The sequence below is a fragment of the Haliscomenobacter sp. genome, assembly GCF_965225875.1.
Classification (GTDB): Bacteria; Bacteroidota; Bacteroidia; order Chitinophagales; family Saprospiraceae; genus Haliscomenobacter.
Map to the genome: position 1 here is coordinate 128,392 of NZ_CBDDBS010000001.1, position 24,641 is coordinate 153,032.

The 24,641-nt window shown below is 47.1% G+C and carries 24 protein-coding genes; 9 read left to right on the forward strand and 15 right to left on the reverse strand.

Annotated elements, in window-relative coordinates; genetic code table 11:
* The 3 genes from ACO08K_RS00470 to ACO08K_RS00480 all read left to right on the forward strand — a co-directional run bounded on the left by ACO08K_RS00470 (window position 1) and on the right by ACO08K_RS00480 (window position 2,519).
* Complete coding sequence (locus tag ACO08K_RS00470; RefSeq protein WP_421794415.1) at window positions 1-642, forward strand: hypothetical protein; 642 nt, start codon at window positions 1-3, stop codon at window positions 640-642.
* Window positions 643-892: 250 nt separating this feature from the next.
* Window positions 893-1,774 (forward strand): lipoyl synthase, encoded by an 882-nt coding sequence (lipA, locus tag ACO08K_RS00475; RefSeq protein WP_421794416.1) that lies wholly within the window; start codon window positions 893-895, stop codon window positions 1,772-1,774.
* Between the two features lie 259 nt (window positions 1,775-2,033).
* The gene (locus tag ACO08K_RS00480; protein WP_421794417.1) at window positions 2,034-2,519 is read left to right on the forward strand and encodes a YybH family protein; all 486 of its coding nucleotides are present in this window, start codon (window positions 2,034-2,036) and stop codon (window positions 2,517-2,519) included.
* 78 nt (window positions 2,520-2,597) lie between these two features.
* On the opposite strand, the gene ACO08K_RS00485 is transcribed toward ACO08K_RS00480, so the two are convergent.
* From ACO08K_RS00485 to ACO08K_RS00510, 6 genes are read right to left on the reverse strand one after another with little or no spacing between them, the layout of a single operon-like run.
* Window positions 2,598-3,410 carry a hypothetical protein gene (locus tag ACO08K_RS00485; protein WP_421794418.1) on the reverse strand — a complete coding sequence of 271 codons (813 nt, stop codon included), beginning with the start codon at window positions 3,408-3,410 and terminating at the stop codon, window positions 2,598-2,600.
* 12 nt (window positions 3,411-3,422) lie between these two features.
* Complete coding sequence (locus ACO08K_RS00490) at window positions 3,423-4,466, reverse strand: Rieske 2Fe-2S domain-containing protein (RefSeq protein ID WP_421794419.1); 1,044 nt, start codon at window positions 4,464-4,466, stop codon at window positions 3,423-3,425.
* Window positions 4,463-4,882, reverse strand: a complete 420-nt coding sequence (locus ACO08K_RS00495) for a hypothetical protein (protein ID WP_421794420.1) — start codon at window positions 4,880-4,882, stop codon at window positions 4,463-4,465. Before ACO08K_RS00495 ends, ACO08K_RS00490 begins: the two co-directional genes overlap by 4 nt.
* Window positions 4,872-5,087 (reverse strand): hypothetical protein, encoded by a 216-nt coding sequence (locus tag ACO08K_RS00500; RefSeq protein ID WP_421794421.1) that lies wholly within the window; start codon window positions 5,085-5,087, stop codon window positions 4,872-4,874. The genes ACO08K_RS00495 and ACO08K_RS00500 overlap by 11 nt, the downstream gene beginning before the upstream one ends.
* Window positions 5,088-5,097: 10 nt before the next feature.
* Window positions 5,098-5,772 carry an SDR family NAD(P)-dependent oxidoreductase gene (locus tag ACO08K_RS00505; protein WP_421794422.1) on the reverse strand — a complete coding sequence of 225 codons (675 nt, stop codon included), beginning with the start codon at window positions 5,770-5,772 and terminating at the stop codon, window positions 5,098-5,100.
* Between the two features lie 33 nt (window positions 5,773-5,805).
* On the reverse strand, window positions 5,806-8,442 hold the full coding sequence (locus tag ACO08K_RS00510; RefSeq protein WP_421794423.1) for an MGH1-like glycoside hydrolase domain-containing protein: 2,637 nt from the start codon (window positions 8,440-8,442) through the stop codon (window positions 5,806-5,808).
* 220 nt (window positions 8,443-8,662) lie between these two features.
* On the opposite strand from ACO08K_RS00510, the gene ACO08K_RS00515 reads away from it, so the two are divergent.
* From ACO08K_RS00515 to ACO08K_RS00540, 6 genes are all read left to right on the forward strand, one after another.
* A complete protein-coding gene (locus ACO08K_RS00515; RefSeq protein WP_421794424.1) occupies window positions 8,663-9,118 on the forward strand; it encodes a YHS domain-containing (seleno)protein in 456 nt (151 codons plus the stop codon).
* A gap of 248 nt (window positions 9,119-9,366) precedes the next feature.
* Window positions 9,367-9,771: a hypothetical protein gene (locus ACO08K_RS00520; RefSeq protein WP_421794425.1), complete on the forward strand. Its 405-nt coding sequence runs from the start codon at window positions 9,367-9,369 to the stop codon at window positions 9,769-9,771.
* 119 nt (window positions 9,772-9,890) lie between these two features.
* Window positions 9,891-10,976, forward strand: a complete 1,086-nt coding sequence (locus tag ACO08K_RS00525; RefSeq protein WP_421794426.1) for an efflux RND transporter periplasmic adaptor subunit — start codon at window positions 9,891-9,893, stop codon at window positions 10,974-10,976.
* A 28-nt stretch (window positions 10,977-11,004) separates the two neighbouring features.
* On the forward strand, window positions 11,005-14,238 hold the full coding sequence (locus ACO08K_RS00530; protein WP_421794427.1) for an efflux RND transporter permease subunit: 3,234 nt from the start codon (window positions 11,005-11,007) through the stop codon (window positions 14,236-14,238).
* Complete coding sequence (locus ACO08K_RS00535) at window positions 14,225-15,646, forward strand: TolC family protein (protein ID WP_421794428.1); 1,422 nt, start codon at window positions 14,225-14,227, stop codon at window positions 15,644-15,646. Before ACO08K_RS00530 ends, ACO08K_RS00535 begins: the two co-directional genes overlap by 14 nt.
* Window positions 15,647-15,832: 186 nt before the next feature.
* Window positions 15,833-16,678, forward strand: a complete 846-nt coding sequence (locus ACO08K_RS00540; protein ID WP_421794429.1) for an alpha/beta hydrolase — start codon at window positions 15,833-15,835, stop codon at window positions 16,676-16,678.
* Between the two features lie 83 nt (window positions 16,679-16,761).
* On the opposite strand, the gene ACO08K_RS00545 is transcribed toward ACO08K_RS00540, so the two are convergent.
* The 9 genes from ACO08K_RS00545 to ACO08K_RS00585 all read right to left on the reverse strand — a co-directional run bounded on the left by ACO08K_RS00545 (window position 16,762) and on the right by ACO08K_RS00585 (window position 24,587).
* Window positions 16,762-18,477 carry a hypothetical protein gene (locus ACO08K_RS00545; protein WP_421794430.1) on the reverse strand — a complete coding sequence of 572 codons (1,716 nt, stop codon included), beginning with the start codon at window positions 18,475-18,477 and terminating at the stop codon, window positions 16,762-16,764.
* 96 nt (window positions 18,478-18,573) lie between these two features.
* Window positions 18,574-19,242: a DUF6629 family protein gene (locus ACO08K_RS00550; protein ID WP_421794431.1), complete on the reverse strand. Its 669-nt coding sequence runs from the start codon at window positions 19,240-19,242 to the stop codon at window positions 18,574-18,576.
* A gap of 91 nt (window positions 19,243-19,333) precedes the next feature.
* Complete coding sequence (locus ACO08K_RS00555) at window positions 19,334-19,762, reverse strand: hypothetical protein (RefSeq protein WP_421794432.1); 429 nt, start codon at window positions 19,760-19,762, stop codon at window positions 19,334-19,336.
* A 126-nt stretch (window positions 19,763-19,888) separates the two neighbouring features.
* Complete coding sequence (locus ACO08K_RS00560; RefSeq protein WP_421794433.1) at window positions 19,889-20,866, reverse strand: MlaD family protein; 978 nt, start codon at window positions 20,864-20,866, stop codon at window positions 19,889-19,891.
* 6 nt (window positions 20,867-20,872) lie between these two features.
* Window positions 20,873-21,622 carry an ABC transporter ATP-binding protein gene (locus tag ACO08K_RS00565; protein WP_421794434.1) on the reverse strand — a complete coding sequence of 250 codons (750 nt, stop codon included), beginning with the start codon at window positions 21,620-21,622 and terminating at the stop codon, window positions 20,873-20,875.
* A 1-nt stretch (window position 21,623) separates the two neighbouring features.
* Window positions 21,624-22,397, reverse strand: a complete 774-nt coding sequence (locus ACO08K_RS00570) for an MlaE family ABC transporter permease (protein WP_421794435.1) — start codon at window positions 22,395-22,397, stop codon at window positions 21,624-21,626.
* A 125-nt stretch (window positions 22,398-22,522) separates the two neighbouring features.
* Window positions 22,523-23,143: a glycoside hydrolase family 73 protein gene (locus ACO08K_RS00575; protein ID WP_421794436.1), complete on the reverse strand. Its 621-nt coding sequence runs from the start codon at window positions 23,141-23,143 to the stop codon at window positions 22,523-22,525.
* 160 nt (window positions 23,144-23,303) lie between these two features.
* Window positions 23,304-23,924, reverse strand: a complete 621-nt coding sequence (locus ACO08K_RS00580) for a glycoside hydrolase family 73 protein (protein ID WP_421794438.1) — start codon at window positions 23,922-23,924, stop codon at window positions 23,304-23,306.
* A gap of 243 nt (window positions 23,925-24,167) precedes the next feature.
* Entirely contained in the window at window positions 24,168-24,587 is a 420-nt protein-coding gene (locus ACO08K_RS00585; protein WP_421794439.1) for a DUF6069 family protein, read from the reverse strand.
* Window positions 24,588-24,641: the final 54 nt, after the last annotated feature.

Sequence of the window (24,641 nt, forward strand, 5' to 3'; positions counted from 1 at the left end):
ATGTCCCATCGTTCTTTCTCCGCCGCTTTACTTGTACTTGGTCTATTGGCAGCTTGTACCCGCCCCACTTCTACTCCTGAGGCTGCCCTACTCAGTTATTTCCCAACAGCTACGCTGAGCGATACCACCCATTTAGAGCTACCGGATGAGGCCATTTCTGGAGACACCATTCCGACCCTCTTGTTTTTCAAAACCCTCGGGGCTTTGATGCAGCCAGTGGACTATATTGTTGATTCTACTTCGAGTACGGTGGTGGCCTTGCAGCGCTTTTCGCTAAATGAACGTTACGATGGCTGTTTGGTACACCTTACCCAAAATTGGTTCAAACACCAGTCCCTTTTACTTTTTGACAAACAAAGCCAGCGCTTCACTGATCGTTTTACCGTGGGTGAATGGTACGGTGGCGAAGGTGGCCAAGTACTGATTGGCTCCTGGCTTTTCGACTACAATGGAGACGGCAACAAAGACCTGGTGCGCCGCAGCATCGAACACAGCATGACCCCAACGCCCGAGGGAGAAGCTGAAGAAAGATTTTTCGAATCTGGGGAATTGCTGCTCTGGAACAAAAATACATGGCAAAAAAATATGGTAAAAGACTCGGCTGTTTTGGTTAAAAACTACCCTATCCGCTCAGTCTGGTAAGCCTACTATTCTTTATTCACTTTCAAGATATTTGGATCCGTCAATTTAAAAAATGACGGATGATGCCGGATTGTAGAGATGCACGGCCGTGCGTCTCCAGGCTTGTACCAAATGCAAAAAGACGCACGGCCGTGCGTCTCTACGGTGCGTTACCCCGATTTCCTCCCACATTCAAAACATTTTCCCGCTTTTTGCTGTACTATTCTGGAATTTATCTCAATTTTGCAGCGTGTAAAAGCGGAGAAGAACCATGGTTGAATTACCTGTTGTCAGCAAGGAAAGTACTGAACCTACCCGGACGCGCAAACCAGACTGGTTGCGGGTCAAACTACCCATGGGCGAGAATTATAAAAAAGTGCGCTCTTTGGTCGACGAGTACAAGCTACACACCATTTGCCAAAGTGGCAATTGCCCGAACATGGGTGAATGTTGGGGTGAAGGTACGGCTACTTTTATGATCCTGGGCAATACTTGTACCCGCTCTTGTTCTTTTTGCGCTGTAAAAACGGGCCGGCCCAACGAATACGACGCCGATGAGCCCCGCCGCGTAGCCGAAGCCATCGTGCTCATGCAGGTCAAACACGCGGTCATCACTTCCGTCAACCGCGACGAGCTGGCTGATCGGGGCGCCGAAATCTGGCACCAAACCGTTCGCCTGGTCAAAGAAGCTTCACCTTCCACCACTATAGAAACGCTCATCCCCGATACCAAAGCCAATTGGGAAGCCCTAGAGCGGATGATCTCCGCTGGCCAGGAGGTAGTATCGCACAACATGGAAACCGTAGAGCGCCTCTACCGCAAGGTACGCCCTCAAGCCAAATACCAGCGTAGCCTGGAACAAATCCAGCGCACCAAAGACTACGGTAAACGCACCAAGTCGGGCATCATGGTTGGTCTGGGTGAAACACAGGAAGAAGTGTTCAAAATTATGGATGACCTCGTAGCGCACGGCTGCGATGTGCTCACCATTGGGCAGTACTTACAGCCTACCCAAATGCACATTGCGGTAGCGGAATTCATCCACCCGGATGTGTTTGCGTTGTACAAGGAGGTGGGTTTGAGCAAGGGATTTAAATTTGTGGAGAGTGGACCTCTGGTACGCTCGAGTTATCATGCGGAAAGGCATTTGTAGAAGCAATAAATTATTGCCGGATTTGGTCTAAATCTCCTTCCCAACGCAGTTTTCCACGCAGTTCACAATTTAAGAAAATTGAAGATCAAATGAGTGAGAGTAATATACAAGCAAAAAAATTGAGGCGTAAAATCATGAAATACTACTCCGTAAAATAGAGCTACCCTTAAACTACATTAAGTCCATTTCTTAAAATACTTCATAGGTTCCACTTTGCAGGTCGGCCTACCTTTGCATTGTAATCTAAAAAAATGCAAAAATGAAAATTTCACCTGTACTTCTGACAATGCTGTTTCTTTTAACCGCTTGTCAAAGCAAAGTGGACAATCAAAATTCTGTCAATAATCAAAACAAAATGGAAATGGACAATGAAAAAGCTGCAATTGAGAAATTGCTTTTCACTTATCGGGATGCCCTGAACGCATCGAATACAGACAAAGTTTTACCACTTTATACAGCAACCGGCGTTTTTATGCCCTCAAATGCCCCGACCTCAGTGGGGCAAGACCAAGTTAAAGGTGCTTACGATTTTGTTTTTAATTCCATCCAATTGAAAATTGAATTTTTTATTGACGAAATTGAGGTACACGGCGATATTGCGTTTGCCCGAACCACCTCAAAAGGCACCACTTTGATTCATGCCACAGGGGAAACCGTTCCAGAAGAAAACAGAGAATTGTTTGTGCTCCAAAAGGAAAATGGGCAATGGAAAATAGCTCGATATATGTTTAATAAAACCAAGTAAACGGTGTTTATCGCGGATAAAAAATTTTCGTAATGAGGGTTGATGTTCAATTAAACATCAACCCTTGTTACTCGCCCCTCACCTACACATCACCATCCCCTTCCCCCAATACGGCATCAACTGCTTATATTCCTCCGCTTTTACAACATACCAATTGTCCCACTGCTCTACAACCCCACAAATCTGTACCTCATCCGCCACGTAAGGCGCCAGTTTATCATTGATGGGCCGACCATCCTGGTCCAACACAAAACAATATTGCTGCTCGCCATTGCTGGTTTTGGCCTTAAAAAATGCCGGAATCCCGCCAGCCAAACAACGAATGGCGCAAGAGCGGTGCGGCTTCCCCTCCCCAGGGCGCATCACTCCGAGGTAACATTTGGGGTCGAGGATTTCACCGCGCAAAGTGGCTTTGTCCAATTGAACAGGGGTTGAAGCAACATCCTCCAGCTTGGAAAAACCCTGGAACAACTCCTTTTCGGGCCCCAATTCAAAGGCCACTACCCCATCGTAATAAATCAATTTACCTTTCAGTCGGATCCCTTTACCCATCAGGGTTGTCCCGGTTTTTTGGGCCAAAGCTTCGAGTGCAGGGTTGGCGCTTTTTTTGCCCATTCCAATCAATAAAATGCGTTGAAAATGAGGAAGCCCTTGTAAATCCTTTCCCAGGGGGATTTTTAAACAAGGAATGGGTTCAGTGATCAAAATGCCCTCCAAGGTGCGGTAGCGAGCGATTTCGTATTTGGAGGGGATAAACCGGCGTTGGTTGAGCACCAGAATTCCGGCTATGGCTGGGACTAAAACCACCAGAGTCCAGACCACGTATTTGACCCATTGGCCATAACTTTTCGGCGCTTTGTCTTGCCAGCCGATGTAAAATTCTTCGTTCATCTGATTACTCATTTAGACTTGAATAATCGCCGCAGGGCGTTCGGTTCCTTCGGGATACGGGCTTGGGTTGACCCAAACCATACCATCGACAATTTTCACATCGTAGGTCTCCAGTTTTTCGGTAAACGGAGGTGGAGATTGCCCATTTTGCGGCAGATATTGGTAGCCATGCCAGGGACAGGTGATGCAACCATCGACAATTTTCCCCTCGCCGATTGGGCCATGCTGGTGGCGGCAAATGTTGTTGACCGCCGACACCTTGCCATTGTAACGGAATACCGCGATGTTTTGGCCTTCCAGATAGACTATTTTCGCCCGGTTTTCAGGAATATCCTCCGCTGAACACACCTGATAGTACCCCTCTCCTACTGCCGGTTTATCCATTTGCTCCTGCAGGCGTTTTTTCTCTACCCCTGCCGCCATCAAATGCAGCGAAACCAGGGTGAACAGGCCAAAACCAACAAAGCCGATCCAGATGGGCGACTGCTCCAATTGAATCACCCCCAACATCACGTGAAAAACCAGCAGGCCATAGGCCAGATACACCAGCATGTGCAGGCTCTTCCACCAACGTGGACTCAGGTTTTTTAGCCAAAAATCATGACTGGTGGCCGCCATCAAAAACAAAATCAGCAGGGCGAAAAAGCCCAGAACCTGAAAAGGGAAATCCTGCAAAGAGCCATAATGGGTATTGGATGCAAATACCGAAAAAATCGGATCCACATAGCCCAGGCTGTGAAACTGGATGGTATTAAAAACCCCATGTACTGCCCCAATCAAAAAGGTAGTTACACCCAGATGCCGTCGATTGTACAACAAGGGCAAAAAGCGGCGATCCAAACGCGCCAAGGGCCCAATGCACAAAATGAATTGCAGCATGATAAAGGCCAGGGTGCCAGTAGCCCGAATGATCAGGGTTTCAGGGCTAATCAAGGGATAAAAGACCAATTGCAAGAGGGTGAACGTCAACAAGTATAAGACCATGATCCCGCCCATGATGCGGTCGTAGCGCCGTTTTTGGCGGTTCCATTGTACGGAGGTGTAATTGACACTCATGGGTTGAAGTTGAATTTTTGGATGCCCGTTTTTTCAAAGGGGTTGACAATTTGTAAAAAATAGGGTGCTTTGGCCAGGCGCGTCCCGGAAATTGGAAAGCGTTGGGTTCCTTTTGACCCCAGTACGCCGATGAAGGTGTACTGCCAATAGAGTTGTGCCATTGGCTGCGCCAAAGGTTTTTTGATGATGAACTCCAATTGTGTGCCTATTGTAGAGTCCCCGCGAAGATTTATGGTAAGTTCCTCAGATTCCTGGGTATCCAGTATTCGAGGCAAGGGTGGATCAATTTTCTGAAATGCTTGTGTCTGGGTGACTGGTTGCGGCAAAACCCAGATTGCCGCAGCAAAACCCAGGCAGAGCAGAACACTGCCGATCTGCCAGATGATGCGATGTCGTTTGCGCAATTCAGGAACCATGTTTCTTTTGTTTTAAACCTTTATTGAGCAGTACTACCCACAAGGCGATGGAGGCGGGCAAGAGCAACAAACGGGTTGGCCAAGTCGCTCCGTGCATGTTTTCATCAATTTGCTCTGCCCCTTTGAACACAAACCAGAGCCCAAAGATCAGCCCCAAACCAAAGTAGGCGTACACTCCGTAAAGCAGGATTTGTAACCAGTACATCTACAAATATTTAAGCTTCGTTGTAAATTTTCAAAACCGTCTCCCGCAAATGTTGCCCTGATTCGGTGAACAAATAATGGATGCTATCGGCAATGGCTTCAGGTGTGGTCCATTTTTCAAAATCAGCATCTGGCATGGCTTCCCGGTTGGGCGGCGTATCGATGGTGCTGGGCACGATCACTGAAGCCCGAATGCCCTTGTCTTTCCCATAGGCATTGATGATGTTGGCCAACGCAATCAACAAGGATTTGGACAAACCGTAAGCCACATTGTACAAGGCCGCCTGAGCATCCAGGGCTGCCCGCGAGCCGATCAATACAAAATGCCCGCCCCCATTGGCTTCAAAATGGGGCAAAAGTGCGTGTACCACGAAATAGGCCGTTTCAAAATTTAGCTTGTACATTTGTTGCAAAGCTGCGCCATCCGCAGCCTTCAAACCTCCCGGAGCGTAGCCTCCAACCAGCAGTACCGCAGCATTCAGGTTTGGGCTTTTTGTACAAATGTCTTCAATGTAAGCCTGAGTGGCTTGTTCATCGGTCAGGTCAACTGCACCAATTTCTGCATCAGTTCTGGGGGAAGCTGAGCGATCAGTTCCGTATACTTTAAATCCTTCATTGACAAACTTTTGGAGAACGGCGTGGCCAAGGTTGCCAGAAGCACCGGTGATCAAGATAGATTTTTGCATGGATTTTTGGTTTATGAGCTAAAAATACACATTTCACCACATAGATTTATCAATCAATTCAGCTACCAAACCCGTCCAGCCAGTTTGATGCGATGCGCCCAGGCCATGGGCGGTATCCCCGTGGAAATATTCATAAAAGAGCACCAAATCGCGGAACTGAGGGTCGGTGCTGTAGCGCTCATTTTCCCCATGTATCGGGCGTTGGCCCGATTCGTCGCGTTGGAAAATGGACACCAGTCGCCCGGAAAGCTCATCCGCTGCTTGCTCTAGGGTAATCCAGTGATCTGATCCAGTAGGAAATTCCACTTTAAGGCCTTCGCCATAATGTTGGGCATAAGCCCGCAAAGAATGGCCGATCAGGTAATTCATGGGCATCCAAACCGGGCCGCGCCAATTGGAGTTGCCGCCAAACAAACCCGTGGTAGACTCTCCTGGCTCGTAGGTCAACCCAAATTCCTGCCCAGCAATATTGACTACATAAGGCGTTTTATGGATTTTGGACACCGAACGAATGCCACCTTTACTCAGGAATTCCTTTTCATCAAATAAAGCATGCAGCAAACGCAGCAAACGATCCTTAGGTACCAATGACAACAAAATATTGCCATGCTCTTCCAACTCGTCAATCACCAGGTACTCGTGGTTGGCTTCCCGGTATTTTTGGAACCACTTCAAACGATTGTAAAAATTGGGAAGCTTTTTCAGTTTTTCGCGATCCAGTTCCATCACGGCAAAGAGGGTGGTCAAACCGACCAAAGACCTGATTTTCATTGGAATGAACTCCCCGTTAGGCAAAGCCAGGATGTCGTAAAAAAAACCTTCCACCGGGTCCCAGGATCCCGTCCAGTGTTCACTGATGTCGTTCAGGGATGCAGCGATGTAAGTGAAATGTTCAAAAAATTTAGTCGCAACGTCTTCAAAAGCTACATCGTCTTCACCCAAAATCAGCGCCATTTCCAGCATGTTCAAGCAATACATGGCCATCCAGGCGGTACCATCCGCTTGCTCCAGGTAGCCGCCGCCAGGGATAAAGCTGCTGCGGTCAAAAACGCCGATGTTGTCCAGTCCCAGGAATCCGCCTTCAAAAACGTTGTTTCCCTGATGGTCTTTGCGATTGACCCACCAGGTAAAATTGATGAGCAGTTTTTGAAACACCCGCTTGAGAAAAACCTTGTCGTCATTGCCATTCCTGGCTTTGTCCATTTTGTAGATTTGCAAACAAGCCCAGGCGTGTACGGGAGGATTGACATCCCCAAAATTCCACTCGTAGGCGGGGAGTTGCCCGTTGGGGTGCATGTACCACTCACGCAAAAACAAAATGAGCTGTTGTTTGGCAAACTCGACATCAACCATCGCCAGGGGTACACAATGGAAAGCCAGATCCCAGGCCGCGTACCAGGGGTACTCCCATTTGTCGGGCATGGAAATGATGTCTTCGTTGTTGAGGGTTTTCCAATGGTGATTGCGCCCGTGTTTGCGACTGCGGGGTGGTGGCGGGGTGCCGGGGTCACCATTGAGCCAACGGGGGATGTCGATGTTGTAATACTGTTTGCTCCAAAGCATCCCGGCAAAAGCCTGGCGTTGGATGTTGGCCAAATCTGCGTTGTCGCCTTTTTTGAAGGGGGCATAAAAAGCATCTGCTTCGGCAATTCTATCTTGGAAGGTCGTCGCATAGGATGAACCAAGGGGATCTTCCAGATTCGCTTTTTTGGTCAAACGCAACTTGATTTCCACTTTTTCACCAGGAACGAGGTCAAAGCGATAGTGTGGCGCAAATTTGGTGCCGGAAGAATTGCCCTCCAGAAAATTATCGCCCTGAATCACCGACCGATGAAAAGCATCCTTGACAAATGGACTCGCATTGGGGACTCCAAAAATTCGCTCGGTATTGGTTTCGTTTTCGGTAAACAACAATTGCTGTGGGGTATCAAAATACAGGTAATAATCGCCTAGTTTGGGGTGATGGGCACGCACCACTTCCGCTGAATGCTCCACCCGGATAATGGGCTTTTCTGCCAAGAGTCCAAAAGACCATAAATTGCGAAACCACAGCGTTGGAAGCAGGGAAAGTTGGCCTTGCTTGTGGCCACGCACCTGGACGCTAATGCGCACGCAGATGTCTTCTACGTCTGCTTTTGCGTATTCGGTATAGACGTCGTAGTAACACCCTTCGTCGAATGCCGCAGAGTCGTGCAGCTCAAATTCTGGTTCATCCTTGGAACGTTGACGGTTGACCTGCACCAAATCCTGATATGGGAATGCTTCAAGCGTATACTTATACAGATGTTTCATGTAAGAGTGCGTCGGCGTACTGTCGAGGTAGTAGTACAATTCCTTGACGTCTTCGCCGTGATTGCCTTCCGGGCCGCTGAGGCCAAAGAGCCTTTCTTTCAAAATGGGGTCTTTGCCATTCCACAAGGCAAGGCCAAAGCAGAGATTGCACAGGTTGTCCGAAATGCCCGCAATCCCGTCTTCACCCCAGCGGTATACTCGGGATCGGGCGTGGTCATGCGGAAAATGCTCCCAAACCTTACCCTGCTCACTGTAATCTTCCCGTACGGTTCCCCATTGGCGTTCACTCAAATAGGGGCCCCATTTTAGCCATTTTTTACTGCCACTGTATTGCTCTTGAAGTCTTATTGCTTCCTGGTTTGGATTAGATGCTGCCATTTGGATAAAATTCGTAGTCTATGATCCGATTGAATGTTGCTCCATTGTTCTACGCTTTAACCTTGAAAAAGATCACCTATTGTCTGAATATCCAGAATATAGGGTCTAGTCGAATGCAAAAATATCCAATTCGTCCGCGTAGAAACATTTGGGAGGCTTTCTGTCCATTCGCCTAAACCACGAGGGGGAGCTAAGCCGTTTTACTGCCAAATTCAAAAAAATGAAAACACTATTGCAATCCATTTTGGTACTGGGACTTTTGGTCAATGTCCTTAGCCTTTCCGCACAAGACAAACACAAAGTTAATGTGGACAAAAACCAGATCGCCATTGAAGGTTATGACCCCGTAGCCTATTTTGAAGACCACAAACCCGTCAAAGGATCGGATGAATTCAGCTTCAAATATGAGTCGGCGGTTTACCACTTTGCCAGCAAAGCCCACCTGAACACCTTCAAAAAGAACCCGGAAAAATATGTACCCCAATACGGTGGTTTTTGTGCTTACGGGGTATCACGAGGTTATGCCGTGGGCATCGACCCGGATGCCTGGTCTATCGTGGATGGCAAATTGTACTTAAACTACAGCTTGAAGGTGCAAAAAACCTGGAATGAAGATAAACCTGGTTACATCAAAAAAGCGGATGTGAACTGGCCGAGTATCGTGGATAAAAAATAAATCCAGATAGGGATAACATGCGTCATCCCGAATTTTTGGGATGACAAACCGCGGAGCGATTAGGTTTATGCCCAGGTTTGACTTTTCAAAAATTCGGGATGACGAACTGTTACTCCTGCATCATGAGTCTGTTTTTTGTTAACAAAGCCTCGATAAATGTAAAGCATTTAAAAAAAGAAGTAAAACTATAGTTTCTCAATAGCAATTTACCTATATTTATACCCGATATCCTGGCAAACCAACTAATTATGAGGGTTTTTAAGCCAAACAGCCTATTGAGGGCTGTTGCATGTAGTATTCTAAGCGTTGTTACAGCGTTATTTTTAAGCGGAGGGTTCTATTCGTTTCAGGAACCAGCAGGATTTGTATGGAATCATCATCCCCACTCTTCGCTATCTTTCCACTCCAATCATACGCAATTTCCTCCCAATTTCAGCCTTTCGCTTATTGTCGAAACTTTCGAAGAAATAGATGATGACAATCAGGAAAATGAAAACCTGGAGGCTTCTGTAAACGCATTTGCTTTCACCTTGCTTCCAAATCAGATTGCGGTTAAGCAGGTTATCATTCAAAGTTTAAGGCAAATCGTCTTAAACCGCAAGTCTGTACTCCTCTTCATCCTCTACCATTCCTGGAAAAGTTTTTTAGCCTAATCTCCAACTGCCTTTCTGGATTTTTAACCCATCAATTCCCTCATTGACTGGGCTAGTATTCCTGTGTCCCATGCTTCCTTAAGAAGCCGATTCTATCATCCAAAACAAATAAACACCGTATGAAGAAGGTCTCAATTTTCTTCTTCCTGGCCATTCTGTCCGTATTGAGCAGCTGCCAAAAGAAACAGCATAAAACTGAAGAAGAGGCTACGTTTTTAGTCACGGTACCTTTACGCCTCGACACTTTGGTTTTTAAAGACTACGTAAGTCAAATCCGGGCGATTCAACACATCGAAATCAGAGCCCTCGAAAAAGGTTATCTCCAAAACATCTACGTGGATGAAGGGCAGTTTGTAAAAAAAGGGCAACTGATGTTCCAGATCATGCCGCTCATTTATCAGGCTGAAACCCAAAAAGCCCAGGCTGAGGTGAATTTTGTGGAAATCGAATACCAAAACACCAAAAGCCTCGCTGACAGTAACATCGTTTCCAAAAATGAATTGGCCCTGGCCAAAGCAAAATTGGATAAGGCCAAGGCTGAACTGGCTTTATCCAGGGCACATTTGGGATTTACCGAAGTGCGTGCCCCTTTTGATGGCATCATGGACCGCTTCCAGGTGCGTTTGGGCAGTCTGGTCGATGAAGGTGAACTTTTGACTACTCTTTCCGACAACAGCAAAATGTGGGTGTACTTCAACGTGCCCGAAGCAGAGTACCTGGATTATGCCACTAGAGCCAAGTCCAAAAACCCCCTGAACGTAAAACTGCGCATGGCGAACAATGAACTGTTTGAAGAAGGGGGCAAAGTGGAAACCATTGAGGCCGACTTCGACAATGAAACGGGTAATATTGCCTTCCGGGCCACCTTCCCCAATCCCAAGAAGATTTTGCGCCATGGTGAGACCGGGAATGTTCTTATGCCCGTTGTCCTAAAAAATTCCCTTCTGATTCCTCAGAAAGCCACTTTTGAAATCCTGGATAAAAAATTCCTTTACGTAGTTGATGACAAAGGTATTGTGCACTCCCGGCAAATCACAGTAGGCACAGAGTTGCCGCATTTGTATGCGGTAACCAGTGGTTTACGCGACGGGGAAAAAGTGCTTATTGAAGGCTTGCGCAAGGTTAAAAACAAGCAAAAGATCAAGTGCCAGACCGAAAACCCCCGAAAGGTTTTTGCGGAGATGAATCAATTGTTTGCGGAGTAAGTCGCAGGAATCCCTAAATCACTGAAACATGTTTAGCAAATTCATCCATAGACCGGTGTTGGCCATTGCCATTTCTTTGGCCATCACTTTTCTGGGGATATTGGCGAGCAACACCATGCCAGTATCACAATTTCCCCAGATTGCACCACCCAGGGTTAATATTTTTATCGCCTACCCTGGCTCAAGTGCCGACGTATTGGTGCAATCTACCCTGATCCCACTGGAGCGGGCCATCAACGGGGTTCAAGGCATGCAATACATCATTTCTGATGCCACCAGTGCCGGGGAGGCGACCATTCAAATTGTGTTCGAACCCAATACCGACCCCAATGCTGCGGTAGTGAACGTCAAAACAAGGGTGGACCAGGTCATGAACAACCTGCCGCCCTTGGTGCAACGGGAAGGCGTAATCATCACGCCTATTCAGCCCAGTATGTTGATGTACGTCAACCTCTACAGTACAGATAAACACGCTGATGAGAAGTTTTTGTACAACTACGCCAACGTTAAAATCCTGCCAGAATTACAACGCATCAGTGGGATGGGGCGCGCTCAGATATTGGGAAGCCGCCAGTATGCCATGCGCATTTGGTTGAAACCCGACCGCATGCGGGCCTACAATATTTCTACGGAAGAAGTGATGGAGGCGGTAAGTGAGCAAAGTGTAATCGGAAGACCGGGTCGGATCGGCCAAAGCTCCGGAAAAAAAGCTCAATCCCTGGAATTTGTGTTGACCTACAAAGGCAGGTTCAACAAACCGGAGGAATACGGAGACATCATCATTCGAGCCAATCCAAGTGGCGAGGTGCTGAAATTAAAGGACGTTGCCGAAGTTGAGTTGGGTAGTGAGTTTTTTGACATTTATTGCAACAAAGACGGGTACCCTTCGGCTTCCATCGTACTCAAACAAAACTTTGGTAGCAACGCCAGCAAGGTAATCGAGCAGGTAAAGGTAAAATTGAAGGAATTGGAAGGAGACTTTCCTCCGGGGATGGATTATGAAATCAATTATGACGTTTCCAAGTTTGTTGGGGCCTCTATCGAAAAGGTGATGCATACTTTGGTAGAAGCCTTCATCCTGGTGGCCCTGGTGGTGTTCCTTTTCCTGGGCGATTGGCGCTCAACCCTCATTCCTACCCTGGCCGTGCCAGTTTCCTTGATTGGTGCCTTTTTATTCATGCAGCTGTTCGGGCTAACCATCAATTTGATTACGTTGTTTGCCCTGGTTTTGGCCATTGGTATTGTGGTGGACAATGCGATTGTGGTTGTTGAAGCGGTGCACGTCAAGATGGAAACCAAACATTTGACGCCTTACAAAGCCGTGCAGGAGGTACTGAACGAAATCAGTGGAGCCATTATCGCGATTACGCTGATTATGACGGCGGTATTTGTGCCAGTTGCTTTTATGACTGGCCCTGTCGGGATTTTTTATCGCCAGTTTTCCATCACCATGGCCAGTTCCATCGTCCTGTCGGGAGTAGTAGCACTCACCCTTACGCCGATATTGAGCGCCATGATCCTGAAAAATCACTACGGTAAAGCGCGCAAAAAAACGCCAGTTGACCTGTTCATCAGTTGGTTTAACCGCCGCTTTGATAAATTGACCGATCGGTACACCGACCTCCTTAAGCTGATTGTTAATCGGCGACTGGTTACTTTTTTGATCCTGGCCGCTTTTGGTTTTGGTATTTTTTCGGCAAACAAAAGCATTCCATCTGGATTTATTCCCAATGAGGATCAGGGCATGATTTATGCCATTATTCAAACGCCTCCGGGGAGTACCCTTGAAAGAACCAACCAAATTTCGCGCGAGCTCCAGAATATCGCGGAAGAGGTAGAAGGCATTCAATCAGTTTCTTCACTTGCTGGTTATGAGATCCTTACCGAGGGGCGCGGCTCCAACGCAGGTACCTGTATCATCAACCTGAAGGATTGGTCGGACCGATCACAATCCGTTTTTGAAATAGTAGAGGAACTGGAGGAAAAAACCAAAAACCTGGGCGCAGTGATCGAATTTTTTGAACCACCAGCTGTTCCTGGGTATGGTTCCTCGGATGGTTTTTCCTTAAGGCTGTTGAACAAAAATAGTACGGTAGACTACCAGGACTTTGATAAAATCAATACCGATTTTATGAATGCCCTGCGCAAACGAAAAGAGTTGACCGGCTTGTTCACTTTTTTTGCCGCCAATTACCCACAGTATGAATTGGTCATTGACAACAAACTGGCCATGCAAAAAGGGGTATCCATTGGAAAAGCTATGGATAACCTGGACATCCTCATCGGCAGTACTTATGAGCAGGGGTTTGTCCGTTTTGGCAACTTTTTCAAGGTTTATACCCAGTCTGCGCCAGAATACCGAAAACTACCTTCGGACATCCTGAATCTTTTTATAAAAAATAACCGCGACGAAATGGTGCCCTACTCTTCATTCATGAGTTTGCGCAAAACGCAGGGGCCCAATGAAATTACCCGCTTTAACCTCTACACCTCATCATCTATCCGGGGGGTTCCGGGGCCTGGTTTTACCAGTGGAGATGCCATCACTGCGATCCAGGAAGTAGCCAAGGAGAACCTTCCTCAAGGTTATGACATCGCCTGGGAGGGCCTTTCCTACGATGAAGCCAAACGGGGCAATGAAGCTCTTTATATTTTTATAGTGGTAGTGATTTTCGTATACCTGGTACTTGCGGCTCAGTATGAGAGTTTTATCATTCCACTTGCGGTCATTTTTTCCCTGCCAGTCGGGATTTTTGGTTCATTGATTTTGCTGAAGTTCATGGGTTTGGCCAATGACATTTATGCACAAATTGGCATCATCATGCTCATGGGTTTATTGGGCAAAAACGCGGTTTTGATTGTAGAGTTTGCGGTACAAAAGCACATGCAGGGTATGTCTGTGCTGGAAGCCGCTATTGAAGGCTCGAAAGCTCGATTCCGACCAATCCTGATGACTTCCTTTGCTTTTATTGCTGGTCTGATCCCGCTGGTAAGGGCTACCGGACCTGGGGCCATTGGCAACCGCACCATTGGCGCCTCTGCCCTCGGAGGTATGTTAATCGGCACCATTTTTGGGGTCATCATTGTGCCGGGCCTGTACTACATTTTTGGCAAAATAGCCGAAGGCAGAAAGCTCATTAAGGACGAGGATGAGAACCCACTGAGCGAAGACCTGGTGGAACACTGGGACGAAACTTCGACAATCAAAGAATTCATCAAGAAAATCCGCACCAAAGATGAAAAGTCAGATGAGGAGTTATAAATGGATCGCCTTTGCACTCCTGCTGACCAGCTTATGGGGATGCAAAGTACCAGATGCAGGTGTACTAAAAACGGAAAACAAAACTACTCCTGCACGGTTTAACCAGGCAGTGGACAGCCTGGCGGCAAACCGCCCGAATTGGCGACAATATTTTTCCGATCCTAATTTAATCAAGCTGATTGATACAGCGCTGGTCAAAAATCAGGAACTGAATATCGTCAAAAAGGAAATTGACATCAGGAACAACGAAGTAATGGCCAGAGCGGGGGAGTACCGCCCCTTTGTCAATGTCGGCGCAGGTTTGGGCGCGGAGAAAGTAGGCCGGTACACGCGGGATGGAGCGGTGGAAAAAAACCTGGAGATCAAACCGGGTAAGGAGTTTCCAGAACCATTGACCGACCTGATGGGGGGCGTGTATGCGTCCTGGGAGTTGGACGTTTGGCACAAACTCCGCAATGCCAAAAAAGCCGCAGTCAGCCGTTACTTTGCTTCGATCGAAGGGAAAAATTTTCTGGTGACTAATCTGGTCGCTGAAATTGCCAATTCCTACTATGAACTGATGACTCTGGATAACCAGCTGGACATCATCAACACCAACATTGGCATTCAGCAAAACATCCTGGGCATCATCAAGCAGGAAAAAGAAGCGGCCAAGGTTACTCAGTTGGCGGTCAACCGCTTTGAAGCACAGGTGTTGAACACCCAGAATCGGCAATACGAAATTCGCCAACGGATTGTGGAGGTTGAAAACCGGATCAATTTTCTAGTTGGCCGTTTCCCTCAACCGGTTATCAGAAGCTCCGCTTCCTATAACTCTGCACCTGTGGATTCGGTTCTGGCCGGGCTGCCTTCCCAGTTGTTGGAAAACCGACCGGATATCCGGCAGGCTGAACTGGAATTGGAAGCGGCTAAAATTGACATCAGTGTAGCCAAAGCCAATTTTTATCCTTCATTCGGGATCAGGGCGGGTCTGGGTTTTCAGGCATTTAATCCGGTTTATTTGATCAATCCGGAGTCCATCTTGGTAAATCTGGCTGGCGACATGATGGCGCCTTTGGTCAACAAAAATGCCATCAAAGCGACCTATTTCAATGCCAATGCCACGCAAGTCCAGGCAGTATACAATTACGAGCGTTCAATACTGAATGGCTATATTGAGGTAGTAAATCAGCTTTCTGGCATGCGCAATTTTGCGGATAGCTACAGCACCAAAGCCAGAGAGGTGGATATCCTGACGCAGTCCATCAACATTTCCAATAGCTTGTTCCGATCCGCCCGGGCTGACTACATGGAAGTTTTGCTGACCCAACGCGAAGCGCTGGAATCCAAAATGGAACTGATCGAAATCAGGATGAAGCAGTTGAGTGCCAGGGTGAATGTGTACCGTGCTTTGGGGGGAGGCTGGTAAAATAAAACCAAATGGAGTAAAAATTAAGGCGATATTTGCAACATAAGGGGCAATAAAAAAATAAGTGTTCATTTTGCCAAAGGATTAGATAAGTAAACGGTTCACTTCAAGTGGCTTATCTAATCCTTTGGCAAAATGAACACTTATTTTTACCCCACTACTAAGTATCGTCTTAATTTTTTTGCCATGCGTCAATTTTTTCGCAAACTGGCCATCGGCCTCTTGCGTTTTCAAATCAATACCATTGCGTTGTTTTCGCTAGGTTGGGCCGGGCGCAAAGCCCTGGATATTTTCCGTACCCCGCACAAAGGTCGCCTGCGCGAGCAGGACAAAACTTTTCTGGCGGGCGCCAAATGGGAAACCATCCAAGCCGAAGGGCTCGACATTCAAACCTATCTATGGGAAGGTACTGGACCAAGCATCTTACTGGCCCACGGTTGGGAGAGCAATTCGGCCCGTTGGCGTACCTTTATCAATGTTTTTAAGAAAAAAAACTACCGCATCATCGCACTGGATGCCCCCGGACACGGTGCTACCAGCGGCAAACGTTTTGATGCCCATTGGTACGCCCTGGTGCTCAAAGTTGTAGCGGAACATTTCCAACCCAACTTCATCGCCGGGCATTCGGCAGGAGGCATGGCGCTGATGTATTACCTCTCTGAATTCAAACCTGCCTTTGTACATGGCGGGGTGGTAATTGCCGCGCCTTGCAGTCTGCGCCGGGTGCTGAACAATTTTAATTCCATTCTACACCTGAGCGAGCGCGCCATGCAGGGCATGGAAATCGCCATCAACGACCAGTTTGGTGTTCCCGTCGATTCGTTCAACCTCTATGATTTTGCCGAAAAAAACAAAACCCCCGGCCTGATGATGTACGACGCCTGTGATGAAGTCGCTTCGTTTGCGGAAGGGCAGAAGTTGGCCGCGATCTGGAAAAAAAGCAGGTTTGAAGGGTACAATGGATTAGGGCATAGCATGAACAATAAGGCGGTGGCGGAGGAGATTGGGGTGTTTATGGAGGGGGTGGGGTGAAGAAATGGTATTGAAATTTTGACTTTAGGAAACTAAAAAAGAATGCACTGTTTGCGGACTCCGACCAGTGCATTCTCTCTCCCTCAATTCTGCTTTTCCTGCACCCTACCCCCCGACTTAGGCACCGGAACCGGCCTTGTTTCCTTCTTTGGCACTGGCACCGTCACCCCTGGCCGAGGCTCCCTCCTCGGGCTCGTCTCCTCCCACTTCTGCCGATGATAATCTTTCGCCTCATCCGGTTTGGTACGGGGCACTGGCGCTGGCCGAGGTTCACGGAGGATTGGTTTCTCTGTGCTGGGGAGATTCGGCTTACGGTCTGGAGTTACCTTTCGTTTGGCGGGTTGCTCCGTTCGTGGACCAGGAATGGGTTCGGGTAAAACCGGAACTTTGGGTGGTGCCCAATCAGCATTTCTTTCCCGTTTGACCGTCGTTTCGTGTTGGATTTCCGTTTTGGCCCTTTCGCGGGAAAGCAGAATTTGAGGATATTTCTGGCTGTTTTTATCCAAAAACTCTTCTGGAGTAATGGTTCTGGTGGGGTTCTTGGTATTTAATTCCCGCCAGCCTTGCTCGAAGCGGCCAAACTCTCTGAGTCGTTCGGATAACTCTTTTTGCGGGGTAATAAAATCATTGGATATGATCCTCCGGTTGCGCTCCTGCCAGTCTCTAACCCCTGTGGAAATGGTAGTTCCCGAGCTGCGGTAACCATAATAGTGTTGGACAAAATGGGTAGAAAGCCGGTTGTAACGATCGTGGTGTTGCGGGCGGTCGAAATACCAGTGCATAAAATGATAAGAAGGCAAATAGACGACCACCACACTTCGCGGACGGAAATAAGCGCCCCAATCCCACCACCAGGGATAGGGATGCCAACGGGGGTAAGGCTCCCACCAGGGATAACCGTACCAGTATGGATAAGGGTCGTAATAATGGTTTACGATTTGTCGATCGGTACGACGGCTGCCCTCTTCCTGGTCATAATACACATCGTCAAAAACATACACATCGTCACTGTTCCCTTCCTCACTTTCGATGGAATAACCATTTTCAGCGGCATATTCACGGGCGGCAGCTTGTAATTCCAGTTTGGCTTCGGGGTCGTTTTCGATACTGGCTTTCCAATTTTTTAATTCCTCGGCATGGGCGCGCGCAACATTCAGATTTAGCGAGTCCATTTTTTGGATGACCCAATCCGGGTTTTCGCGGTAAACATCACCAACCATTATCGTGAAGCGGAGGTCCTCGTTCAGCAAATCAATGACCTCGGGTAAAGCCAGTAAATGGGTAAATGCCTGCTGGGCAGGAAGAGGATACCCGGCAATGAGCCGTTCAAAAGCCCGCCGGGTTGTCTGGCTGAGGTCATTGATTTGGATCAAGGTGGACATTTGCCGATTGACTACGCCAGAAGTCTCTTCTATCCGATCAGCAGGTAGCACCTGTAGCAATTTGAGAATCGCCCCCTGGTCATTTTTTTGCTGGACGAGCGACTCCACGAGCCCTGGGTAACGGTTCAAATCGTAAAATACGGCCTGAGTACTGCGGGGAAAATCCTCGATGAGGGTACGAAACGCTGCGCTGGTTTTTTCGCGCATATTTTGCATCTTGATCAAAATTTCCGGGCTTTTGGTCGCCTGGAGGATGGCCAGGCGCGTTTCGGCGGGATACAAAACGAGTGCTTCGACAGATTTTTTATTTTCCTCGGCCAGATCACGCAATAGGGACAAATCAGTTTGTGCAATCCCTGAATGTGTGTACAAACACAAAATCATCCCCACAACCGGTAAATAGCGTATATTTTTCATTTCATTCAGGTTTAACGATGAAACCAAAACGCTACTATTGAATGACGGGAAAGGGCATCGATTAAGAAGACTGCTAAAATAGCTTGCTGTGTTAGTCTATGTTTGGGATTTAGGCCTAAACATCAGTTTTTTACTCATCTCCATTTGTTGTATTACCACAATGATGCTAATGATCGCTGCAAAATAGCACCAAACCGAAATGACATTATTTGGGTAAAGAATTTTGGCAATAAAAAAGGACGCAGTCATGGGCACACCTACGATCCACATTTTTGGAACGGAGGAAACAAAAGTGGGCACGACAGTCAGGATGCCATAAACAATCCAGGTAAATATGACGAAGCTCGAACGGAAATGAAGTGTATACCCAATATGATATTCCGATATTTGTGCTTCAAAAGCATTGGTCATCAAATAATACAGGGTATGCAATGCAAAGACCAAGCCCAATCCAGACAAAAAGCGTAAAATTTGTTTTCGCTCCGCCCTGGTTTCGAGTTTCAACATCGCCAAAGGTATCCACAAAGGCCAAAGGACCTCGGCAAAAAACAAAAACACAAATGCTGCGGGGCGAAGCCAGCTGGCAAAGGATTCCTGGGTTAGGGACAACCAGACAAATCCTTCTGTAAATTGCTGGATGGCAAAAATGGCAGGAATTGCGGCGAACATCCTCTGTTTAGGTTCTGTCACCTTTTTTGCAGCGAGTATACCTGCGCCTGAAAGAATGACCCCTGCCCCAAAACTAGCAGTTGTTGAAAAGCACATTGTCTGAGTTTTTTATTTTGTGGTATTAAATCGGCATGTTAGCGATACCAATTCCCTGAACTTTATGCCCTGAGTATACCTGTGACACGCCCTATTTCCGCACCGCTGAACGACAAAAAAAGTCCAGCACCCACTCTTTCATTTGGTTGATGGTCATTTGGCCTGCACTTTCAATACCCCTGATTTTTGGAGCCTTGTGCTGTTTTTCCAGTAGGTTTTGAAGGCCATATTTAGCCTTGGAGGGGCCAAAAATGACAACATCGTCCGTGGCTGGGGGGATGAGTTCTAAAATACTATGAAAATAGTCATCTTCCTCATGATGGCGATGTTCCTCTTTACTACTTTGGTTGTCCCCTCCCTGGTGTCCCCATGGCGCTTTGCTGCGGGTGCCTCCCGTTGGGCCGCTTTCATCGATTTCAGATAGGAGGTGTTGCATTTCAACGGCACCATCCTCAGTAGCGGGAAGATTGATGATCCACGCATTGCGCAGGTCAAGCCAGATTCCGGTTTGTTTTTTCATGCCATTTAGTTTTGAAGAAGTATTTATCTCAAGTTCAACCCATTACAAACAGTTCACAATGATGAAAGTCAGTCATTTATTTAATTTGCCTTGATCCACCAGTTTCACTTGGCCTCTCCCTGATAATCATTGCTTTTTCTGTTTCTCCATTTTTTTAAAATACCCCCTGAACAAAAAATTATGCTTCAGCGCCTCCATATTCAACTTCAGCGCATCCGTACTCTCCTCCACATTATTGAGCGTATGCCGCAGGCTATTGCTTAAGGTAGTATCCTTCAACAGTACCCCCAGGGTCCCTTTGTTTTGATTGAGGTCTTTATCAACAGAGGAGAGGGTATGATTCAGATTTTGCACCAAACGGTTGGCATTGCCTTCTACTGTTTGAATGTTTTGCAGGGTTTGTTTGAACTGTCTGGCCATGGTCGTATCGGTGAATAAGGTGGCCAGAGTGCCCTCATTTTTAGTGGCTTTGGCAAAAGTCCGGTTCACTTCCGACATCAAAGCAGCGCTTTGTTCCGTAGTCTCGTGCAAGTGTTGCAGGGAAGCTTTAAGTTCGTTGCTCAAAGATAAATCGTCCAGCAAGCGGGTCAACTGTGCGCTGGTGCTGACGTGGTGTACAGTCAGGCGCAAATCTTCAGCGATAGCGGCAATATTGTCATTGGTATGCGTTAGGGTTCTCAACATCGCGTCGGTGCTCACTTCCTCCTGGGAGGGCAATACGTCTCCAACATTGGCCAAAGGGGCCTCGCCCAGCCCCGGGAAAATATTGACCACCCGATTGCCAATCAATCCATCAGTGCCCAAGCTGGCCACCGCGTTGCGCCGAATGATGCCCCGCATTTTGGTTTGGATGTTCATGTTCACTTCAATGGTGGTGTCATTCAAAAAAACGACACTTTCCACCGCGCCGATTTCAATCCCGGCGTACCGGATATTGTTGCCGGAGATCAATCCATTGACGGCCCTGAAGTGGGTTTTGAGCTCAAAACTGTCGGTGAACATGCCCCGGTTTTTGCCAATCATGTACAGGGTCAGGATAAGCACTACAATTCCAGTTAATACAAACATGCCCAGCTTTACCGAATCCGTAGTTTGAGTTTTCATGGTCTGTTATTGAAAGAATGGGTGAATTTTTTCATCAGTTGATTGTCGCAGGGTATCGTAAGTCCCTTCAGCGTAACATTTTCCATCAATCAGCATGGCAACCCGATCGGCAGCCAGTTTCACACATTTCATGTCGTGGGTGATGATGATGGAGGAAGTCTGGTAGCGTTCATTGATGGATTTCATCAGTGCAATGATTTCCAGGCTGGTGATGGCATCCAGTCCAGTAGTGGGTTCATCGTAGAGGATGATTGCGGGTTTGAGAATCAGGGTTCGGGCCAGGGCGATGCGTTTGCGCATGCCGCCGGAAAGTTCAGCTGGCATCAGGTCCACGGTGTGTTCCAAACCTACACTCTCCAGGGCCTCCATCACCAATTTGTTCACTTCTTCTTGGCTCAAGTTGAATGAGTGGCGCCGCAACGGAAATTCCAGGTTTTCACGCACCGTCATCGAATCGTACAGGGCATTGCTTTGGAACAAAAAGCCCACCTGGGTCCGCATTTTATCCAGTCCAATATGGTCCAAATCCAGTACATTTTGCCCCAGCACCTCAATGCTGCCCTGATCCGGTTCAATCAAACCAATGATGCATTTGATCAAAACCGACTTACCCGAACCAGAGCGACCCAACACAACCAGGCTTTCGCCCTGGTGCAATTCCAGATTGAAGTGATCCAGCACTTTATTGGTCCCGAAAGACTTACAAAGATCGTGAATCCGAATAACCGCTACGGCTGAATCAGCTTGCTTTTTCATCTTACAATAAGTCAGTGATCTGTACAGCGATCAGGTCCAGGATAAAAATGGCTACGGAGGATACCACTACCGCCGAGTTGGCAGAGCGGCCTACCCCTTCGGTGCCTTTATTGGAATAATACCCCTTGAAACAGCCAATAATGCCTACTGCAAAACCAAAAAAGAAGGTTTTGATGAATGCAGGCAGGATGTCCATAAAAAAGAGGTAGTCCAGGATTTTTTCGTAAAAGAGGTGAAAACTCAGGTTTTCGTAAATGTTAACCCCCAAATAAGAACCATACAAAGAGATGGCGTCGGCAATGATGACGAGAAATGGAAGGGTGAGCATGGCGGCAAAAGTGCGGGTTACCACCAGGTATTTGAAGGGGTTGGTTCCTGAAACCTCCATGGCGTCGATCTGCTCGGTCACCTTCATCGAACCCAGTTCAGCGCCAATGCTTGAGCCAATTTTCCCGGCAAAAATCAAGGCAGTCAAAATCGGGCCTATTTCACGGATGATGGCAATGCCCACCATCGCCGGAATCTGGGCCTCAATTCCATAATACACCATCGTGGGGTGCAATTGCATGGTGAGCACCAGGCCAATGATGAAAGCCGTTAGTCCGATCAAAGGCAATGACTTATACCCAATGGCAAAACACTGGTGGATGAATTCGGCTACTTCGTAGCGCGGACGTAGACCCTCTGCAAAAAAACGGCCAATGAACCGGCTCATTTCACCTGTATCGCGCAAAAAGAGGCGGGTATTTTCAGGAAGGGGCGGAAAATGTAGCATGGTTCTGGCACGGAGCTAAGGGATGTTTGTTTAGCCCAATACCAAAGTGCAGACATTCAAATGCCTACAAAATGAGGAATAAATTGACTGTCAATGATTTTTGTTAATACTTTTGACCAACCCGTTTAATTTCGCCCAGTATTCAGTTCATTGAGTACCCGTAAATCGTACTCCCTTAAAGCCAACTCCTCGATGGTTTGTATCAAAATCTGGGCATACAATGGATTGGTTGAATACCCCCCCTTTTGCAAACCCTCTGCCCAGGCGCGATAGTCCAGCACATCCAGGGCAAAAAGATAGCCGTAGCGGTCTATTTTAGCGGGGTTCAACAAATGGTCGGAGTGCCGCATGTAGGACTCCCGGATGGTTGGGTAGGCTTGAAAACAGGATTCAATCAAAAAACCATTCGCATCCCGATCGTCATCAAACTTGTAAATCGTTTTGCCCGTCCATTCTTTTCCACACTTTATGCCAAAATGGTTATTGGCTTCCGTGGCCAGGGGGCTGGTTCCTGCATGGGATTCCACAACGGCTTGAGCCAGCTTGATACTGGCTGGAATACCAGTACGGCGCATTTCTTCGATGGCGAGCCAGGAATATTTTTTCACGTAGGCAAGTTTTTTCGCTTTCTCAGCTGCGGCTTTTTTCGCAATTTCTTGCGGACTCAGGGATTGAGCCAAAAGAGGAGGTGCGAAAAATAGTCCAATCAACAAACTGCACAGCAAAGCATGAGGCTGAATTTTCATTACTCAGTCAAGATTTAGGTGTGTTCACAAATAAATGAATGAATGATTATGCTTCTTGGTGGGCAGGAAGTAGAATAAGTATAAAATCTATACGTAATACTAAAAATTTAGATGTAGTAAAACTAATCATTTTTTTTATGTGCTTATGAAATTTTATAATTTAATTTCGCCCAGCATTCATTTCATTTAGTGCTCGCAAATCGAATTCATGTAAAGCCAATTCCTCAATGGTTTGCACCAAAATCTGGGCATAAATTGGGTTAGTTGAATAGCCCCCTTTCTGCAAGCCCTCTGCCCAGGCGCGATAGTCCAGCACATCCAATGCAAAAAGATAGCCGTAGCGATCCATTTTGGCAGGGTTCATCAAATGGTCGGAGTGGCGCATGTAAGACTCCCGAATGGTGGCATAGGATTGAAAACAAGATTCGATTAAAAACCCATAGGCGTCCCGATCATCATCCATGCGAAACATGGTTTTTCCTGTCCATTCTTTTCCACATTTCAGGCCAAAATGGTTATTGGCCTCGGTGGCCAAGTGGCTGGTGCCGGAACGGGATTCTACAATGGCTTGAGCGAGTTTTATACTTGCTGGAATTCCGGTGCGACGCATTTCCTCTATGGCGAGCCAGGAGTATTTTTTGACGTAGGCTAGTTTTTTCACTTTTTCGGCTGCGGCTTTTTTCGCGATTTCTTCCGGCGTTAGCGTTTGAGCCAAAAGAGGAAGAGAGAAAAATAGTCCGATCAACAAACCGCATAACAAAGCATAAGGCTGAGTTTTCATCACTTAGTCAATATTTGGTGTGCCCAGAAATAAATGATTAGGTGATTGCCCTTCTTTCTGGGCAAGAAGTAGATTGAGCATAAAATATATGCGTTCTATTTAAAGATGTTAGATTGAATCAATTGGGTAAAACTAGGTAATTTTTTTAAGGTGGCAATAAAATTTGCTAAGGCTTTTTAAAAAATGAGATTGTGTTGAACGCACGGACGGTGCTTCCAACACAATCTCCAATGACCAATTGCATTATGCCTTTGCGGTAAATCGACCAAAGCAGTATACCACCGTACCGGCCACTACTACGTGCATCACATTCAACCAAAGGCCCATGCCCAGCGGAATCCCAGGAATACCCATAAACGGGTTGGCAAAAGACAAAATCAGCAGTACCAAAGCCACAACCCTGAACACTTTAAACGGCTTGTTCAGGAAATAATTCATTACGCCCAGTACCAATCCTGCAATCAAACTAGGTATAAAGGAGGACATTATTACCGGTCCAATCGTAATGGGGGTATTCATACCAGGAACCAATACCGACTCGTCCACTAAGCCGATGGCCGAACCAATCAGGAACAATACACTGTTGATCCCAGCAGCGATTGCCCCAGCTAGTGGCGCAACCCAAAGGAGTTTTTTCGCCGCAATCTTTTCAATACTTGACATTTTAGTTGTTTTAATGGTTGAACAAAATTTGTTTAAACGAATTTCAGGGCAAAA

What these genes read in the sequence shown, in the direction of transcription:
- ACO08K_RS00535 (WP_421794428.1), top strand. Translation starts at nt 14,225, where the DNA reads ATGAGGAGTTATAAATGGATCGCCTTTGCACTCCTGCTGACCAGCTTA.
- ACO08K_RS00505 (WP_421794422.1), bottom strand. Translation starts at nt 5,772, where the DNA reads ATGCAAAAATCTATCTTGATCACCGGTGCTTCTGGCAACCTTGGCCAC.
- ACO08K_RS00495 (WP_421794420.1), bottom strand. Translation starts at nt 4,882, where the DNA reads ATGGTTCCTGAATTGCGCAAACGACATCGCATCATCTGGCAGATCGGC.
- ACO08K_RS00570 (WP_421794435.1), bottom strand. Translation starts at nt 22,397, where the DNA reads ATGCTACATTTTCCGCCCCTTCCTGAAAATACCCGCCTCTTTTTGCGC.
- lipA (WP_421794416.1), top strand. Translation starts at nt 893, where the DNA reads ATGGTTGAATTACCTGTTGTCAGCAAGGAAAGTACTGAACCTACCCGG.
- ACO08K_RS00580 (WP_421794438.1), bottom strand. Translation starts at nt 23,924, where the DNA reads ATGAAAACTCAGCCTTATGCTTTGTTATGCGGTTTGTTGATCGGACTA.
- ACO08K_RS00545 (WP_421794430.1), bottom strand. Translation starts at nt 18,477, where the DNA reads ATGAAAAATATACGCTATTTACCGGTTGTGGGGATGATTTTGTGTTTG.
- ACO08K_RS00550 (WP_421794431.1), bottom strand. Translation starts at nt 19,242, where the DNA reads ATGTGCTTTTCAACAACTGCTAGTTTTGGGGCAGGGGTCATTCTTTCA.
- ACO08K_RS00480 (WP_421794417.1), top strand. Translation starts at nt 2,034, where the DNA reads ATGAAAATTTCACCTGTACTTCTGACAATGCTGTTTCTTTTAACCGCT.
- ACO08K_RS00490 (WP_421794419.1), bottom strand. Translation starts at nt 4,466, where the DNA reads ATGAGTGTCAATTACACCTCCGTACAATGGAACCGCCAAAAACGGCGC.
- ACO08K_RS00555 (WP_421794432.1), bottom strand. Translation starts at nt 19,762, where the DNA reads ATGAAAAAACAAACCGGAATCTGGCTTGACCTGCGCAATGCGTGGATC.
- ACO08K_RS00540 (WP_421794429.1), top strand. Translation starts at nt 15,833, where the DNA reads ATGCGTCAATTTTTTCGCAAACTGGCCATCGGCCTCTTGCGTTTTCAA.
- ACO08K_RS00485 (WP_421794418.1), bottom strand. Translation starts at nt 3,410, where the DNA reads ATGAACGAAGAATTTTACATCGGCTGGCAAGACAAAGCGCCGAAAAGT.
- ACO08K_RS00525 (WP_421794426.1), top strand. Translation starts at nt 9,891, where the DNA reads ATGAAGAAGGTCTCAATTTTCTTCTTCCTGGCCATTCTGTCCGTATTG.
- ACO08K_RS00585 (WP_421794439.1), bottom strand. Translation starts at nt 24,587, where the DNA reads ATGTCAAGTATTGAAAAGATTGCGGCGAAAAAACTCCTTTGGGTTGCG.
- ACO08K_RS00560 (WP_421794433.1), bottom strand. Translation starts at nt 20,866, where the DNA reads ATGAAAACTCAAACTACGGATTCGGTAAAGCTGGGCATGTTTGTATTA.
- ACO08K_RS00565 (WP_421794434.1), bottom strand. Translation starts at nt 21,622, where the DNA reads ATGAAAAAGCAAGCTGATTCAGCCGTAGCGGTTATTCGGATTCACGAT.
- ACO08K_RS00470 (WP_421794415.1), top strand. Translation starts at nt 1, where the DNA reads ATGTCCCATCGTTCTTTCTCCGCCGCTTTACTTGTACTTGGTCTATTG.
- ACO08K_RS00575 (WP_421794436.1), bottom strand. Translation starts at nt 23,143, where the DNA reads ATGAAAATTCAGCCTCATGCTTTGCTGTGCAGTTTGTTGATTGGACTA.
- ACO08K_RS00500 (WP_421794421.1), bottom strand. Translation starts at nt 5,087, where the DNA reads ATGTACTGGTTACAAATCCTGCTTTACGGAGTGTACGCCTACTTTGGT.
- ACO08K_RS00520 (WP_421794425.1), top strand. Translation starts at nt 9,367, where the DNA reads ATGAGGGTTTTTAAGCCAAACAGCCTATTGAGGGCTGTTGCATGTAGT.
- ACO08K_RS00530 (WP_421794427.1), top strand. Translation starts at nt 11,005, where the DNA reads ATGTTTAGCAAATTCATCCATAGACCGGTGTTGGCCATTGCCATTTCT.
- ACO08K_RS00515 (WP_421794424.1), top strand. Translation starts at nt 8,663, where the DNA reads ATGAAAACACTATTGCAATCCATTTTGGTACTGGGACTTTTGGTCAAT.
- ACO08K_RS00510 (WP_421794423.1), bottom strand. Translation starts at nt 8,442, where the DNA reads ATGGCAGCATCTAATCCAAACCAGGAAGCAATAAGACTTCAAGAGCAA.